The sequence below is a fragment of the Desulfobacter curvatus DSM 3379 genome (assembly GCF_000373985.1).
Lineage (GTDB): Bacteria > Desulfobacterota > Desulfobacteria > Desulfobacterales > Desulfobacteraceae > Desulfobacter > Desulfobacter curvatus.
Map to the genome: position 1 here is coordinate 1 of NZ_KB893080.1, position 14,844 is coordinate 14,844.

At 50.7% G+C, this 14,844-nt stretch carries 15 protein-coding genes; 3 read left to right on the forward strand and 12 right to left on the reverse strand.

Annotated elements, in window-relative coordinates; all coding sequences use genetic code 11:
* Nucleotides 1-128: 128 nt before the first annotated feature.
* From B147_RS31860 to B147_RS0118680, 6 genes are all read right to left on the reverse strand, one after another.
* Nucleotides 129-266, reverse strand: coding sequence for a hypothetical protein (locus tag B147_RS31860; RefSeq protein WP_020588727.1), 138 nt, complete (start codon nucleotides 264-266; stop codon nucleotides 129-131).
* Nucleotides 267-297: 31 nt separating this feature from the next.
* Complete coding sequence (locus B147_RS0118660; protein ID WP_020588728.1) at nucleotides 298-801, reverse strand: cupin domain-containing protein; 504 nt, start codon at nucleotides 799-801, stop codon at nucleotides 298-300.
* Nucleotides 794-1,330, reverse strand: coding sequence for a flavodoxin family protein (locus B147_RS0118665; RefSeq protein ID WP_020588729.1), 537 nt, complete (start codon nucleotides 1,328-1,330; stop codon nucleotides 794-796). The genes B147_RS0118660 and B147_RS0118665 overlap by 8 nt, the downstream gene beginning before the upstream one ends.
* A gap of 10 nt (nucleotides 1,331-1,340) precedes the next feature.
* Nucleotides 1,341-2,186 (reverse strand): alpha/beta hydrolase, encoded by an 846-nt coding sequence (locus tag B147_RS29780; RefSeq protein WP_020588730.1) that lies wholly within the window; start codon nucleotides 2,184-2,186, stop codon nucleotides 1,341-1,343.
* A 98-nt stretch (nucleotides 2,187-2,284) separates the two neighbouring features.
* Nucleotides 2,285-2,752, reverse strand: coding sequence for a cupin domain-containing protein (locus B147_RS0118675; RefSeq protein WP_020588731.1), 468 nt, complete (start codon nucleotides 2,750-2,752; stop codon nucleotides 2,285-2,287).
* A gap of 110 nt (nucleotides 2,753-2,862) precedes the next feature.
* A complete protein-coding gene (locus B147_RS0118680) occupies nucleotides 2,863-3,096 on the reverse strand; it encodes a hypothetical protein (RefSeq protein WP_020588732.1) in 234 nt (77 codons plus the stop codon).
* 144 nt (nucleotides 3,097-3,240) lie between these two features.
* Between B147_RS0118680 and B147_RS0118685 the strand changes: the two genes are divergently transcribed.
* Nucleotides 3,241-4,176: an AraC family transcriptional regulator gene (locus tag B147_RS0118685; protein WP_020588733.1), complete on the forward strand. Its 936-nt coding sequence runs from the start codon at nucleotides 3,241-3,243 to the stop codon at nucleotides 4,174-4,176.
* A 173-nt stretch (nucleotides 4,177-4,349) separates the two neighbouring features.
* On the opposite strand, the gene B147_RS0118695 is transcribed toward B147_RS0118685, so the two are convergent.
* The 6 genes from B147_RS0118695 to B147_RS0118720 form a co-directional block, all read right to left on the reverse strand.
* Entirely contained in the window at nucleotides 4,350-4,655 is a 306-nt protein-coding gene (locus B147_RS0118695) for a hypothetical protein (RefSeq protein WP_157237957.1), read from the reverse strand.
* Nucleotides 4,656-4,766: 111 nt separating this feature from the next.
* A complete protein-coding gene (locus B147_RS0118700) occupies nucleotides 4,767-5,678 on the reverse strand; it encodes a hypothetical protein (RefSeq protein WP_020588736.1) in 912 nt (303 codons plus the stop codon).
* Between the two features lie 29 nt (nucleotides 5,679-5,707).
* On the reverse strand, nucleotides 5,708-6,442 hold the full coding sequence (locus B147_RS0118705) for a TIGR04283 family arsenosugar biosynthesis glycosyltransferase (protein ID WP_245569056.1): 735 nt from the start codon (nucleotides 6,440-6,442) through the stop codon (nucleotides 5,708-5,710).
* Nucleotides 6,439-7,107: a TIGR04282 family arsenosugar biosynthesis glycosyltransferase gene (locus B147_RS0118710; RefSeq protein WP_020588738.1), complete on the reverse strand. Its 669-nt coding sequence runs from the start codon at nucleotides 7,105-7,107 to the stop codon at nucleotides 6,439-6,441. Before B147_RS0118710 ends, B147_RS0118705 begins: the two co-directional genes overlap by 4 nt.
* A gap of 2 nt (nucleotides 7,108-7,109) precedes the next feature.
* Nucleotides 7,110-10,196 (reverse strand): radical SAM protein, encoded by a 3,087-nt coding sequence (locus tag B147_RS0118715; protein ID WP_020588739.1) that lies wholly within the window; start codon nucleotides 10,194-10,196, stop codon nucleotides 7,110-7,112.
* 46 nt (nucleotides 10,197-10,242) lie between these two features.
* On the reverse strand, nucleotides 10,243-12,390 hold the full coding sequence (locus tag B147_RS0118720) for an FAD-dependent oxidoreductase (RefSeq protein ID WP_020588740.1): 2,148 nt from the start codon (nucleotides 12,388-12,390) through the stop codon (nucleotides 10,243-10,245).
* Between the two features lie 253 nt (nucleotides 12,391-12,643).
* Here B147_RS0118720 and B147_RS0118725 point away from each other — a divergent pair, with 253 nt between their 5' ends.
* Nucleotides 12,644-13,360, forward strand: a complete 717-nt coding sequence (locus B147_RS0118725) for a response regulator transcription factor (protein WP_020588741.1) — start codon at nucleotides 12,644-12,646, stop codon at nucleotides 13,358-13,360.
* Complete coding sequence (locus B147_RS0118730; RefSeq protein WP_020588742.1) at nucleotides 13,353-14,828, forward strand: sensor histidine kinase; 1,476 nt, start codon at nucleotides 13,353-13,355, stop codon at nucleotides 14,826-14,828. The genes B147_RS0118725 and B147_RS0118730 overlap by 8 nt, the downstream gene beginning before the upstream one ends.
* Nucleotides 14,829-14,844: the final 16 nt, after the last annotated feature.

Sequence of the window (14,844 nt, forward strand, 5' to 3'; positions counted from 1 at the left end):
CCGATGGCAATTCTTTCAATGACCCAATGAATAGATTTTTATTCTCCAAGATATCAAAATTGATCTTCACAGCTTCCTCCACAGTTCTTCATGTAGGCCGGAAGTGTATCAGATAAAAAAGACTCCGTCTATAATTTTATATGTCGCTGTCGTGTTAAAGGCAGCTGGGCATATAGATCTTTGGCCGCAGCACTGCCGTTCAGTTCAAACACGGTTATTTTGCCGTTTGCTATAACATTCACTCTCATGGTTCCCTTTCCTGACATTTTTTTAATCTCCTGAATTCCGTTTTCATTGTTACTCAGACGGTAGTTGTCCGACTGAGGCAGTTCCTGATCTTCCAAGATATTGTTCGTTGGTCACTTTTTCTTTATAGATGACATTTTTGCACTCAAATACACCGGTAATGAGCAGGAGTGCCATGGGCGCATCCGGAGAGGCACCGTGCCAGTGTTCGGTGTCGGGCGGACACCAGATTACATCGCCCGCCTTGATTTCTAAAATTTTACCATACCGCGTTCCGGTGCGGCCGACACCTGAGGTCACAATCATGTACTGTCCTGCAGGGTGAATGTGCCACGCTGTTCTTGCTCTGGGCTGGAAGGTGCAGTGTGCACCTGAATATTGGGCCGTTTCATTGGGTGGAAACAGTAAGGATAACTGAACTTCTCCGGTAAATAATTCCTGGGGCCCTTTAAAGATTTTCCGGGTGTCGGCCCCAAAGACCGTCTGTTTCTCCACACTGTTTTTCGTTGTCTTTCCGAAATCGGAACACAAAAAACATTTTGTCAGGTTATGCATTTTTCCCCATGGTATACGCCTGATCAATGGCCGGGGTGCCTTTGACAAGACCGGGGTCCCAGATCCCGGTGACAGAGATGACGCCTTTCTCTTGGGTGCCGGCCAGGCAGTTGGTATAAACCTGCAGGCTCTTGACCGCTCTGTCCACGGGCATCTGCCCGCCTGCAGCAGCAACAATGTAATAGACTTCCTTGTCCCTGATCATGGAATATATTGGACAGGTCCTGTCGATAAAGGTCTTCATCTGGGCATTCATCGCGTGAAAATAGACCGGGGTGGCCAAAACCAAAACATCTGCGGCCAGGATTTTTTTGAAAATGTCGTTCATGTCATCCTGCTGAACGCAGCTTCCCTGGTTGCTGATACAGGCGCAGCAACCCGTACAGTAGTTAATCTGCTGTTCTGACAACCGGATCTTTTCTGCCTGGTGGCCCGCTTCTGCGGCCCCCCGCATGAATTCATCACAAAGAAGATCCGAGTTCCCGCCCTTTCTCGGGCTTGCCGAAATTAAAAGTATTTTTTTGCTCATAGTATTCACTTTAACCCAGTGCTTTGGTAAAAAAGTCTGTCAGTTTATCAAAGGGGATCATATCGGTGCGGTCATACAGATCAATGTGTCTTGCACCGGGAACGACATAAAGCTCCTTGGGTTCTGCGGCATGCTCGTAGGCATCTTCGGAAAAATACCGGGAGTGGGCATTTTCTCCGATAATGAACAGAACTGGCCTGGGAGAAATTGTCTCAATGTAGTTCAGGAGGGGGAAGTTCATAAAGGCCATGCCGCTGGTGACGGTAAAGGCGGCCGGTGCATTGGGGTGATGCCCCCGTTTCATGGCATAGAATTCAAAAAATTCACTCGTAATGGGGTCCAGGTCTTCGGGAATTGTCTCCTGGGGTGTGCTGGGGAATCCTGCCGGAATTTCAGGCAGGCCGTTTTCAAAATCTTTCCACCGCTGTTCACCAAGTGTAACCAGCGCCTGGCGGCGCTCTTCATCGGCCATACCGTCCATCCAGCCGTTGCGGGTGACCCGGCTCATGTCATACATGCTTGCCGTTGCAACGGCTTTAATGCGTTGATCCACCTGGGCAGCCTTAAGTGAAAAACCGCCGCTGCCGCAGATGCCGATGGCCCCGATTCTGTTTCTGTCCACATAGGGCCGGGTGCCCAGAAAGTCTACGCCTGCACTGAAATCTTCAGTGAAAATTTCAGGGGATGATGTGCGCCGGGGTTCACCGCCGCTGGTGCCGTTATAGGATTCGTCAAATGCAATGGCTACAAAGCCCCTTTCGGCCATGGTCTGGGCATAGAGACCTGCACCCTGCTCCTTGACTCCGCCGTAGGGGGTTCCCACAACCAGTGCCGGGTATTTTTTGTGAAAGATCAATATTGCCGGGCAGATATAGGTCCGCAGACACGCTGATGCCGAACCTGTTACGGTAAGAAACTTTTTCTACAATAACCTTGTCGCTTTTTGGAAAAATTTTATCCCACATAGCAATCTCCTAATTTATCGTATTCTTCGTCTGAAACCGGCTCCAGCCATTCGTTGGAGGCGCCTTCGGCCGGGACTTCCACCGCTACATGGGCGAACCAACTGTCCTTTGCCGCACCGTGCCAGTGCTTGGTTTCAGGCGGAATATTGACCACATCTCCGGCGCGTAGTTCTCTGGCCGGTTTTCCCTCTTCCTGGTACCAGCCGCGTCCGCCGGTTACCAGAAGGACCTGTCCCCCTTTGTGGTGAATATGCCAGAAGTTTCGGCAGCCCGGCTCAAAGGTAACGTTGCCGATGACAACCCGTTCCAGGGAGAGCATGTTAAGATAACTGGTCCCTGTGAAATAGCGGGCATAAGCCTCGTTTTTGCCGCCTTTTGGAAAAATACCTTCCCCGGTAAAAGGGATGTCTGTCTGTGACGGGATTGAAGTTTTGCTGTTTTCGTTTGATGCGTTCATATTGCCTCCTAATAAAAATATAGTCTTGTTTCGAAAAAATGTTTTTTGTGTTTTACTTTGCGTCGGTATTCAAAACCTGTTCAAGGACACCTTTGGCATTTGTCGCTACCTCAGGGCCGCATACCAGTTCTAAAGGGAATGATTCGATCCATACCTGTTTTGAATTTATGGTTAAGGATACACCACCCTAAAGAAGAGTGAATAGCCTGATCGTTTCTAATAATTGCCTGTTTGTCCAAAACCTTGAATTCATTGTTGAGTCCAAGAGGGAAAAATTGTAAAAACGCATCATTGCATTTTAATATATATTCTTGGTAACCATCCGGTTGGTCAAAAGAATTCATAAGGTATGCCGTGCGGTTGATACCAGAAGTCCGGAAGGTTGATGTGGCACACATTGCCCAATAATATATACGTTCCAACAAAGTATTTGTGGGCAAAATACGGCTGTGTTAGGATTTAAAGAATCAAGAACAAGGAAGGTGGCAATGGATGAAAATAATGTAAATTCGGTGGAGATGCAGGAAAAAATATCGGATGCATCCCTGGCACTGGCAAAAAGTCTTGCCCGGTGGACAGGGGATGAAAACCAGGTGGATACAAAAATTCCAGGCCTCCGGCTAAGTCGGTGGACGACTCCGACAGAACCGACAAGCTATACACTTGAATCAAGCATCTGCCTGATCGCCCAAGGGAGCAAACGGGTCCTGCTGGGAGAAGATGCCTACGTGTATGACGCAACCCATTTTCTCATAACATCCGTAGATTTGCCGGTTGTGGCCAACATCATTGAGGCGAGCAGTGAAAAACCCTATCTGGGGGTGATATTGGAAATTGATTTAAAAGAAGTCTCCCAACTTACCGTAGACAGCGGCCTTCCGGTGAGCCGCTCCGGACAGGCGCAAAAAGGTATGGCTGTGGGCCGGCTTTCACTGCCCCTGCTTGAGACGTTTCAACGCCTGATTGATCTTCTGGCGGAAGAAGAAAATATAAAAGTCCTTGCACCGCTGATCAAGCGGGAAATTTTTTTTCGCCTGCTCACATCGGATCAAGGGCCCCGTCTTCAGCAAATAGCGGCTTCAGGAAGCCACAGCCATCAAATTTCACGGGCCATATCCTGGCTGAAAAATAATTATACCCGCCCCCTTCGTGTAAACGAACTGGCAGCCAGCGCCGGTATGAGCAAATCAGCATTTCACAACCACTTTAAGGTAATGACCTCAATGACTCCGCTGCAATTTCAAAAACGGTTACGATTGAATGAGGCCCGGCGGTTGATGTTAACGGAAAATATGGATGCCATGACAGCAACATTTGAGGTCGGTTATGAAAGTGCCTCCCAGTTCAGCCGGGAATACAGCCGTCTGTTCGGCGCTCCTCCCTTACGGGATATCAATCGCTTACGCCAAACAGCTTCTGTTTAATTCTCCTTTTCAATATTGTACAGCAGCGCCGAATGGGGCCAGCTACCGGTTTCCTTACTGCAGAATTCATGGGCATCGGGGGCATGTTTGGAATCCCTTGCCACTATCATATGCTGTCAGGGTCGATACTGGTTCGGAAGAAAAACAGCTATCATATTTTTTCTCAGAATTGTTCACAGCCATCCTTTTTCTTTTGCTGCTCTTTTCAGCTCTTCTGTAGGCTCTATGTCTTTTTCTTTGCATAGTTCAAACAGTTGTCTTTGTTGTTTTTTGATATCTGATTCAGCCTCGGTCCTACCGAAGTACTCCAGCTTCACAGGAAATTTTTTAATATTATCTTGATTTTTATCATCAAAAAGATTTAGTCTGCTTTCTTTTTTATTCAGACCGATAATATTTCCGATTGACCATTCAGGATAGGTACTTTCCAGAATTTTATGCCAATAAGTGTATTTTTTTTTTCCAGTATCTATCACCATTTTCCACATTTCCTTTCTTGATTTTCACAGCAGATTTATACTCTCCTTTATGGAGAAATCATCACTGCTATGTGAGGATCTTTAATTATAGTCACAACATCCTTTGCATACTCAGGCGAGGGGAGGGGGAGGTGGCGGAAGTTCCCCCTTCTCATAGGCTTCCCGAGCCTTTCTTACTGGTATGCGGGTCTCACAAGGTACGCCAACTTGGCAGAGACCGCAGCCGTAACCTTCATAGTTATATGTTTTTTTGACATACTCACTGGAAGCTATTAGGTGTTGACGGCAGGTTTCCTTGTCGTGCCCGGAAGTTGTAAGCGCTCGAACCGGGCAGCGGTCAATACATTTTCCGCAGGAACCATCAACAAAGAAAAGACACCAGGCGCGGTGATGGTTATAGTATCTGACCGAAGGCTCAATTTTTATTTTTGCCACCACAGACCCGACTCTCATCGCTTTACCTTTGGGAGTAATCAGGCCATCGCAAAGTCCAAACGTACCAAGGCCCGCAGCATAGGCTGCATGACGTTCCGACCATGATGAAGCATATCCGTAATTCTTAGAATTCACCCAAGCCCAATTAGGCGTCAGCATTGGCGCGACTGCAGGATAGCCCTCATCGGTCAGCGTCTTGGCAACATGCGTTCTAAGAGCGGCATTGAAATTTTCGCCTTCAATGCGAACCCTTGCCCAGCTCTCGGCGGGGAATTTTTTTGCTTTTCGATTCATATCCCGGACAGCTTTGCGTTGGGGTAAAACCCAGGATATAACCGTAAGTTCCTCCGGTGTGGCTAAGCTTTTGGGGTGATATTGATTATAAATCTCCAATGGAGTCCAGTGAAAAGGGCCAACATACTCCTTGTATTCCTGAAAGATGGGATCTGCCCCTGAGGCGAATCCGACCAACGCCTCATCCCAGGCAGGGGAATTGTCTTTGTTTTGCAAATTGTTAAGAGGGGATTCGGATAGGAAACGTTCCACTAAACCGGTGATCCAGACAGACAGATTTTCTTTTTTGGGCATAAGCATCCTCATGTTTTCTGGTATTTTTTTTAGTGATAGTACGCTTTTAATTTTTCAGGGCTGACCCCGATATAAAAGAGCAGTTGAAGCATCCAGTTGCGGAGGGTCGTATATATCATGCCTTCCTTTTTCCAGCGCCGGGCCGAGGTAACCACCGGATCTGAAATGAAGTGAATTTTATACCCCTTTTTTCTGAGTCTGAGCATGATGTCCACATCTTCCATCAGTGCAATCGATTTATACCCGCCCAGTGCCCAAAAGCATTTCGCTTTAACGAATATGGCCTGATCTCCAAAAGGGATGCGGGTGATCCGGGAACGCAGAGTCGCTCCTTTTTCGATGATGCGAAAACCTGGATGGGACGCACCAATGGCCAGATCAAATGCGCCGGCGGCGACACCCTTGCCCCGGCAGACGTGGAGAATTGTTTCAACCGCATTTGCAGGCAGAACGGTATCTGCATGGAGAAACAGCAGCAGATCTGCGGTTGCGGTTCTGGCCCCATGGTTCATCTGCGCGCCCCGGCCCGCTGGCGATGCTGTTTTGATAACATCCGGGTCTTTGATCGCTTTAAGGGTGCGTTTTCCCGGGTCCCCATCCACCACAATAATTTCTGTGGCCCACAACAGTTGCGATGCCGATGATTTAAGGTCGGCAATGGTCCGGTTAATGCGATCCGCTTCGCCGTATACCGGTATAATAATGGAGATCACGGGTCTCAATGGATTGAGGCACCTGACGTTGATCTGTTTTCGCCGACTCAAAGCTTCAGTCCCTGTTTTAAGAGGTACCCGGTTGTGTGTACGGCCGTTTTGCCGGCCGGATCAAGGTTGAGAAAGCTCAAATCTTTTTGGGTATCAATGTCCTGCCACACGGGCAAAGTATAGTGTGAAACTTGATAGTCCATAAATTTGTTCAGTGTCAGATCAAATACCTGACTAGTTCCCCAGGGGATACCATGGAATATTTGGGGGATAAATCTTTTGGCAGAGAACCCGATCAGATAATATCCGCCATCTTGGCTTGGGCCGATGGCCGCACTGCACTGGCCCAGGCTCTTAAAGGCCGTGTCAATTATATGAGACGGCAGATCCGGTAAATCAGACCCGATGAGAACAGCGCTTTCATACCCGGCGGTAAAGGTGTCGGCAAGGGCATTTTCCATTTTGTCTCCCAGGGTGGCGCCCTTTTGGGGGAAAAAATCCAAATCGTCTCCCAGCCAAGACCTGATACGGCCAAAGGCGTTTTCCGGATGGTAGTACACCCGTAAGGCCCAGGGGGTTGATCGAACCATATCCAGAACGTCCATCACAAAGCAACGGTATAACGCCAGGGCGGCTGTGTCTCCCACACCCTTTGCCAGCCGCGTCTTGACACGGCCTTTTTCAGGGGATTTGATGAAAATGATGACAGCGTTGTTTTTTGTCATTTTTACACCTTAAAATAGGGGCATGCTTCCCGGATGCATTCCCTGTTTTTACCCTGTTGCCGGCATTGTACCTCTCCATAGGCCCTGAGGACCAGGGGCAGATAAACTTCGGACAGCCGAGCCACGGTTTTAAATGTTGTCCAGACCTCCCGCTGGCAGCAGCGGGCCGCTTCAATCCCGTTCAGGTCGTGTATAACGGTTTCGGACACCTGCTGGACGATCTGCCTGGCCTTGGGTTTTAACGGGGTGCTTTTCAAAATAACCCCAAAGGCAATCCCTGCACCCACAGCAGCGCCACAGGTCCCCCAGAAGGCGCAGACACCGCCTGGAACGGCTCTTCCCCGATCAATGGCCGTGATAATGTCGCTGTTTGAGATGTCCCCGCCCAGATTTTTGAACACGGCGGTGATGACGCCGGGCACTGCAAAATGATGCTCGGGGCCATGGAGGGGAAATGACGGATGGCTGCGAAGCTGATTGATCAGATCAATCATATCTGTTGCATCGGTATGGGTGCAGATATGTTTGACCACATCCAAGATATCTTTTCCATGGCAGAGGTCGCAAACAAAATGTCCTTGTTCGCATACGGCGTTGGCAGGGTATATATTGCCGCAGAAGACACAGCTTTCCTGCCTTTGTTCTTCCAGATAGACAAGTGGTTGGCCGCACAGCATGCAGTCCTGCTGAAATTTTGTATCTGTTTTCAAAGAAGCCTCTTGGCTTGAAGTGGCGGCATTCTCGTCCACAGGAGTGGGAGGCAGCTCGCAGCTGCAGGTGTTAACGGCTTCGATGTTGGATACATTGCCCATGTGATCCAGCTCGAAAATCGTCGTATCTTCCCGGGCGTCACCGGGGCGGCTGGATTCCGACGATTGCCCGCGTAAAAGCAGCTGTCCGTCGTCAGTCACCACCGCGGCATGGGGACCCGGGTAAAAAACCATGGATTTTTCCGCAGGCTTGGGCCGAAAGGCCGTATAGGTGACGGCATAAAATCTGTGCTTCAACACTTCTTTGTAAAAGAAACGTTTCACCACCCTGATTCGGCTGAATCCGGCCGATTCCAGGATGCTCATAAGCTGGGGCTGAACAAGGGCCCCTGACAGACACGCCCCACGAAGCACGGCATCATTCTGGATTTCAGGAGGGCAGGGATCATCAGTGACCACATCAGAAATAAAAATCCGCCCGCCAGGGGCAAGTATCCGAAAAATCTCAGAAAAGGTCTGCCGTTTGTCCTGGGAGAGGTTGATAACGCAGTTGGAGATGACCAGGTCCACGGTTTTATCCGCCAGGGGCAGTTGCTCAAGAAACCCTTTTCTAAAGGAGACATTGCGGTAGCCCAGGTTTTGGGCCACATCTCCAAGGGGTTTTCGGGCCAGATCCAGCATGTGATCCAGCATGTCAATTCCGATGACCTGTCCCGAAGGACCTGTTTTCCGGGCGGCAATGTAACACTCTACGCCTGCGCCGCATCCAAGGTCAACCACGGTGTCACCCATGGATATGCCTGCGTCCAGGACCGGGCTTCCGCATCCATAAGAGCGAATCCTGGCGAATTTGGGAATATGGGACATTTCCGCATCGGGATAGCAGACCGGATTGGTGATGTCCGTATTTTCCTGTTGTGCGGCAGCCGAATAAAACTGTCCCACGACGCCATGGGTATCGGCCAGGGTGAGTACGCAATTGGAATGGGTCAGGGCCACGCATTCCCCCTCCTTTTCACAGTGCAGCAACTTCTCTCCCATTTTACGCCGGATTTGGGGCCAGGGTGCTTCTCGGGTAATCTGGGCCGATTGAACCATTAACCACAATGCCAAGCGGCTATACAAGGGCAGATAGGGGTCATGGCCCAGGTAAGATCCGCCTGTATGGAAACTGTGATCGATGTCCGGGCCGCCCACAATGTATTTTAAAGGATTGTCCCCATAGGCGGGATCATCTTTCACCGATAAACTTCGCAGGGTCCCAAGAACGTCACTGTTGCGCCAGATCGTCTCCAGACCCTGGGAAATATGGCCGCACGCCGTCTCTTTACGTCCGATCAGGGCCGGAGTGGGATAGATCATGCCGTCGGGGTCCAATGCCAGCGACTCCCATCCGGCATTGCCCAGGTCGTATTTGGTGCCGGGGGTGGAAAAGACCCTGGCAGCCAGGTTGGTGATATTATCAATGGACAGGTCGTGGGCTTTAGTCAGATCATGGGCCTCAATCAAATAGTTGAACAGCTCATCCATGGGGACCGCCGGCTGGGTCGAGGCCCGGCCCGTGGTTAAAAGCCACATGTAATGGATGGCGTTAACCGAAAACTCTACCGCAAGTTCGACCATCTTGGTCATCTGATGAAAATTATCCGGGTGCACCACCATGGACAGGGTGGTGATAATATTCGATCCTTTCAGCGCACCAAGGGCGGCGGCTGTTCGGGCAAAGGCCCCGGTACCCCTTAATCGGTCGTTGGCCTCCTCAAGACCATCCAGGCTGACCTGGAGAAACAGGCGCTCACACGGCAAGGTGTTGAAAAAATCCAGGTAGTCCGGTATCCGTATTCCGTTGGTTAAAATCACGAGCATGGTGTCGGGGTAGTCATTTAGAATTAGGCGGCAAACTTTCTGGAAATCGGGGTGAACCAGTGGTTCTCCACCGGTTAAATAAAAAATTCGGGTGCCCAGGCCGTAAGCCTGGAAGACCGTGGAGGCGATCATGTCAAAATCCATGGTCCGGCTTGTTTTGGCTGAACAGGAAAAAAGACAGTGGCGGCAGGCAAGATTGCACTGATCAGTGATATGCAGCCAGAATTCTTTTAACGATTTAAGGGTTAATGCATGGGCACGGCCTGTGTAATCTGCAGTATCCGGTGACTTCAATAAGGATAGAAACTGGGATTCACGGATGATGGCGCTAAAATCCGTATAACCGGGTGCAAACGCAGCCTCCCCGTTCTGATTTTTGGAAGACATAAGCTTTTGAAACAGCCGGTCTCCTGCGGCACTGGGGACGACCCAGTCCACAGATTCGGGGTTGATATATACCGCTGTGTTGTCATGTTCAAGTCTGATCCAGCTATGATACTGATCGGTGTTCAAGTGTACCCCCATTGTGATTGTACAAATATCAAGGTGTAAAAATAATCTATTTGCGCTGCCAGGTTAGAAATCGTTCAACGATCCCCAGAGCGGTTTTCGGCACCCTGGCTCTTTTCCAGGCGCCTGCAGTATATCGGCCGGACTCGGCCAGGGTCGGGTAAATATGAATGGTGCCCAGGATTTTATTGAGTCCGATATTGTATTTCATGGCCAAAATAAATTCATGGATTAAGTCACCGGCATGGGCCCCTACAATAGTTGCTCCCAGGATTTTGTCCTTTTGGGGAACGGTCAGCACCTTGGCAAATCCCCGGGCTTCGGAGTCGGCAATGGCCCGGTCCAGATCGTCAATCCCGTAGCGGGTCACCTCGTAGGGAATGCCGGCGGCAAGACAATCTGCTTCGTTCATTCCCACCCGGGCCACTTCGGGATCGGTAAAGGTACACCAGGGGATCACTCTGTAGTCTGCCGTGAACTTTTTAAAAGAACCGAATAATGCGTTTACCGATGCATACCAGGCCTGGTGGGAAGCCACATGGGTGAATTGATAGGGGCCTGCAACATCGCCGGCCGCATAAATATTGGGAATGGTGGTCTGCAGCCATTTATTGGTTTTAATGGTACCATTAGAATTCAGTGCCACCCCCAGTTTTTCCAGTCCAAACCCCTGGGTGTTGGCCACACGGCCCACGGCAACCAAAAGGAGGTCAAACTGAACCGTCACCTCTTGTCCATCGGAATTCCGGGTGCAGATCAAGGTGTTGTTGTTATTGTCCACCCGTATTTTTTTGGTCGTGTGCCCGGTGAGGACCCCAATGCCTTCTTGAATAAAGGTCTCTGTGATAAAATCGGACACATCCTCATCCTCCCGGCCCATGATCCTGGGCGCCCGGCCCACCAGAGTAACTTTAGCACCCAAACGGGCAAAGGCCTGACTCAGTTCGCACCCGATGGGACCGCCCCCCAGCACCACCAGCCTTTGGGGCAAATCCCTTAAAGACCAGACCGTATCAGAGGTGACGTACGGCACCTGGTCGAGGCCGGGGATGGCCGGGACCCTGGGACGGGCACCCGTTGCCACGACAATGCTGCGGGTGGTGATGAGTTTACCGTTTACCTGAATTTCGTAGGGGGAGATAATATGGGCCTCGCCCTGGATGCAGTCAACTCCGAGTTGGGTATACCGCGCCACAGAATCATGGGGTTCTATTTTTTTGATGACCTTTTCTACCCGCTCCATGACTGTTTTAAAATGGAAGTCAACATGGGTACGTTCAAAACCAAATTCCTTGGCCCTTTTGGCATAGGAGAGCATTTTGGCCGAACGCAGCAAGGCCTTGCTGGGTACACATCCGGTATTCAGGCAATCTCCCCCCATTTTGTCCTTTTCCACCAATGCCACACCCGCCTTAACCGCCGCTGCTATGTAGGAGGTGACAAGGCCTGCGGAACCGGCACCGATAACCACCAGATTGTAGTCAAATTTTAAAGGTTTGGAAAATTTTGCCATAGCCCGCCGGTTTTTCAAAAAGCCGGTGAACGCCTTTGCGATCCAGGGAAAAACGCCCAAAAGGGCAAAGGAGGCAAGCAACGGGAAGGAAAGAATCCCGGATGGGGTATCCACCTGGGATAGCTGGGTGCCGGCATTGATGTAAGCAAGGGTCCCGGGGAACATGCCCACCTGGCTTACGATGTAGAATGTGCCCGTTTTAATTGGGGTCAGACCCATTAAAAGGTTGATGATAAAAAAAGGAAACACCGGTACCAGGCGAAGGGTGAAAAGATAAAAGGGCCCGTCGGTTTCAACACCCTCATTTATCTTTTTTAGCCGGTCAAAAAATCGATCCTGGATATAGTCCCTTAACAAGAATCGTGATGCAAGAAAGGCCAGGGTTGCACCGATGGTGCTGGCAAAGGAGACAATGATTGTGCCTGTCCAAAACCCGAACACGGCACCGCCTGCCAGGGTCATCACTGCTGCCCCCGGAAGAGACAGGGCGGTGATAACGATATAGAGCGCTGCATAGACGACGATGGTCAAAGTTGTGTTTTCGGCATACACATTTTCCATAGCAGCCTGTTGGGATTTAAGGGTCTCAAAGGTCAACTGCCGGTGAAGGTCCAATGAGAAAAAAAGAATAACGCCCAGGATAAATATTCCAAGAATGAGGATTTTAAAGATGCTTTTATTCATTTAAAAAAAATAGCATGTAGCCGCGATGCCGTAAATGCTGTTTTAAGATTAGGAATCATGGAACCTCCTCTTTTGGGGTTTGCTTATCCCAACTTTAGGCCCCAAACCTCATAAAAGTATCACAAAACCGTCACAAGATTGTTTTCATTTGACTGGCTCCTGCAAGGGCCGCTATGATTGAGACAGATCATTAAAGGTCCGGACTATACAACAAGGTTTTTATCGCGTAGCACCTGAACCGAAAGGAGTTCCCATGCAGAAAAAAATTCTTGTGGTTGAGGACAATGCAGAGCTTTCCGACCTTCTTCTCCTTCATCTCGGTGACCAGTCCTGGCAGGTGGATCTGGCCCGTGACGGCTTGACCGGATATAAGAAAGCGGCAGGCGGCGGGTACGACCTCATCGTGCTGGACATTATGCTGCCGGGCATGGACGGCATCGAGATTCTAAAAAGTATCCGGGGCAGGGGCCTGGTCATTCCGGTGCTCATGCTGACCTCCAAGTCTTCCGAGATCGATAGAATCCTTGGCCTTGAACTCGGGGCGGATGATTATATTACCAAGCCCTTTTCCATCCGGGAACTGGTTGCCCGGATCAAAGCCGTATTCCGGCGCATGGAAAACCTCTCCGCCATGAAAGAGACTGACTTGGAACCTGTCATCCGGGCAGGAGGGCTGGTTATTGATCCCGAAAAGCGCAAGGTCACCGTCGCAGGGAGGCTTGTGGACCTTACTGCAAAGGAGTACGATCTTCTCTCCTTTTTTGCCCGCCATCCGGGCCGGGTGTTTAACCGGTCCCAGCTTCTGGAAAATGTCTGGGGATACGGACACGACGGCTACGACCATACCGTCAACTCCAATATCAACCGCCTGCGGGCCAAAGTCGAAGCAGATCCGGCCAATCCCCAGTATATCTTGACCGTCTGGGGGGTCGGGTATAAATTCATGGAGACGGACGAGGCCGATGTTTAACTCTCTGTATTCCAAAATTGCCGCTGGTTTGGCCGCGCTTTTTCTCTTGGTGGGCCTGATCTTTATCGGTGTAGCCGGCTTTGCCACGGACATGTACCAGCAGGAGGTGAACCAGAAGCTGAACGCGGGCCTTGCCCGGCAGATCGTCAAAGATCGGATTCTTATGGAAGCGGGCCGGGTGAACCAGGAAGCGCTCAGGGATATTTTCCATATGCTCATGGTCATCAACCCCGGTATTGAGATCTACCTGCTTGACGTTGATGGGAATATCCTGACCTTTTCCGCTCCCGAGGACAGCGTCAAGCGCAGCAAAGTGAATATCTCCACTGTAAAGCAATGGTTGGACGGCACGTTGACGCCGCCGGTTCAGGGGGATGACCCCAAAAATCCCACCGGGAAAAAAGTTTTTTCAGCTGCGCCCATTGAGCAAAACGGCACCCTTGAAGGCTACCTCTATGTCATTTTGGGAGGAGCGGAATACGATTCTGTCGCCCAGAAACTCAAAAGCAGCTATATCCTCAGGCTTTCGGCCTGGATGATCGCGGCCGGCCTGCTCTTTGCCCTGGCAGCGGGACTGGTCCTCTTCGGCCTTCTCACCGGGCGGCTGAAAAAACTTGCCCTGGTCATGGAGGCGTTTGAAGGCGGAACGGCAGGGACTGAAGTTGACCTGCCTGTGCGCCAGGGCCCGCCCGATGAAATTGACCGGCTGGGCACCACCTTCAGGGAGATGGCCGCCCGGATCGAGACCCAGATGGGGGAGCTGAAAGCTTCTGACCAGATGCGGCGGGAATTGGTGGCCAATGTTTCCCATGACCTGCGCACCCCCCTGGCCACCCTGCAGGGGTATATAGAAACCCTGCTCATCAAGGATAACCAATACTCCGGGGAAGAACGGCGTCACTATCTTGATATCGCCATCCGTCACTGCCGCCGTCTCAACACCCTGGTCTCGGAACTGCTTGAACTGGCCCGCCTGGAATCTGTCCGCATGGAGATTTCTCCGGAACCCTTCGATCCCAGAGAGCTGATTCAGGATATCTGTCAGAAATTTACCCTTGCCGCTGAACAAAAAGAGATTGAACTGAGCCAACGGTTCGAAACGGCTGTTCCCTTTGTTGAGGCGGACATCGCCCTGATCGAAAGAGCCCTGGAAAACCTCATTGAGAACGCCCTGAACTATACCCCGGTAAATGGCAGGGTCTTAGTGTCGGTGTCCCTGGAGACCGAGGTAGCGATCCGAGTCAGTGACACAGGCACCGGCATCCCTGAACGAGAGCTGCCCCATATTTTCAACCGCTTCTACCAGTCCGATCCGTTCAGCAGGAAAAAAGAGGGACATACCGGCCTGGGCCTCGCCATTACCGCAAGGATTCTAAAGCTCCACGGCCGTAAGATTCAGGTTGAAAGCCAACCGGGCAAAGGCAGCTGTTTCTCCTTTTCTCTGCCCCCGTGGGAGCCGCCCCGATAAAGATTAATACCGGGCT

Coding starts and splice junctions, on each gene's coding strand:
- B147_RS31860 (WP_020588727.1), bottom strand. CDS start 266: ATGTCAGGAAAGGGAACCATGAGAGTGAATGTTATAGCAAACGGCAAA.
- B147_RS0118660 (WP_020588728.1), bottom strand. CDS start 801: ATGCATAACCTGACAAAATGTTTTTTGTGTTCCGATTTCGGAAAGACA.
- B147_RS0118665 (WP_020588729.1), bottom strand. CDS start 1,330: ATGAGCAAAAAAATACTTTTAATTTCGGCAAGCCCGAGAAAGGGCGGG.
- B147_RS0118675 (WP_020588731.1), bottom strand. CDS start 2,752: ATGAACGCATCAAACGAAAACAGCAAAACTTCAATCCCGTCACAGACA.
- B147_RS0118680 (WP_020588732.1), bottom strand. CDS start 3,096: ATGAATTCTTTTGACCAACCGGATGGTTACCAAGAATATATATTAAAA.
- B147_RS0118685 (WP_020588733.1), top strand. CDS start 3,241: ATGGATGAAAATAATGTAAATTCGGTGGAGATGCAGGAAAAAATATCG.
- B147_RS0118695 (WP_157237957.1), bottom strand. CDS start 4,655: ATGGTGATAGATACTGGAAAAAAAAAATACACTTATTGGCATAAAATT.
- B147_RS0118700 (WP_020588736.1), bottom strand. CDS start 5,678: ATGCCCAAAAAAGAAAATCTGTCTGTCTGGATCACCGGTTTAGTGGAA.
- B147_RS0118710 (WP_020588738.1), bottom strand. CDS start 7,107: ATGACAAAAAACAACGCTGTCATCATTTTCATCAAATCCCCTGAAAAA.
- B147_RS0118720 (WP_020588740.1), bottom strand. CDS start 12,390: ATGAATAAAAGCATCTTTAAAATCCTCATTCTTGGAATATTTATCCTG.
- B147_RS0118725 (WP_020588741.1), top strand. CDS start 12,644: ATGCAGAAAAAAATTCTTGTGGTTGAGGACAATGCAGAGCTTTCCGAC.
- B147_RS0118730 (WP_020588742.1), top strand. CDS start 13,353: ATGTTTAACTCTCTGTATTCCAAAATTGCCGCTGGTTTGGCCGCGCTT.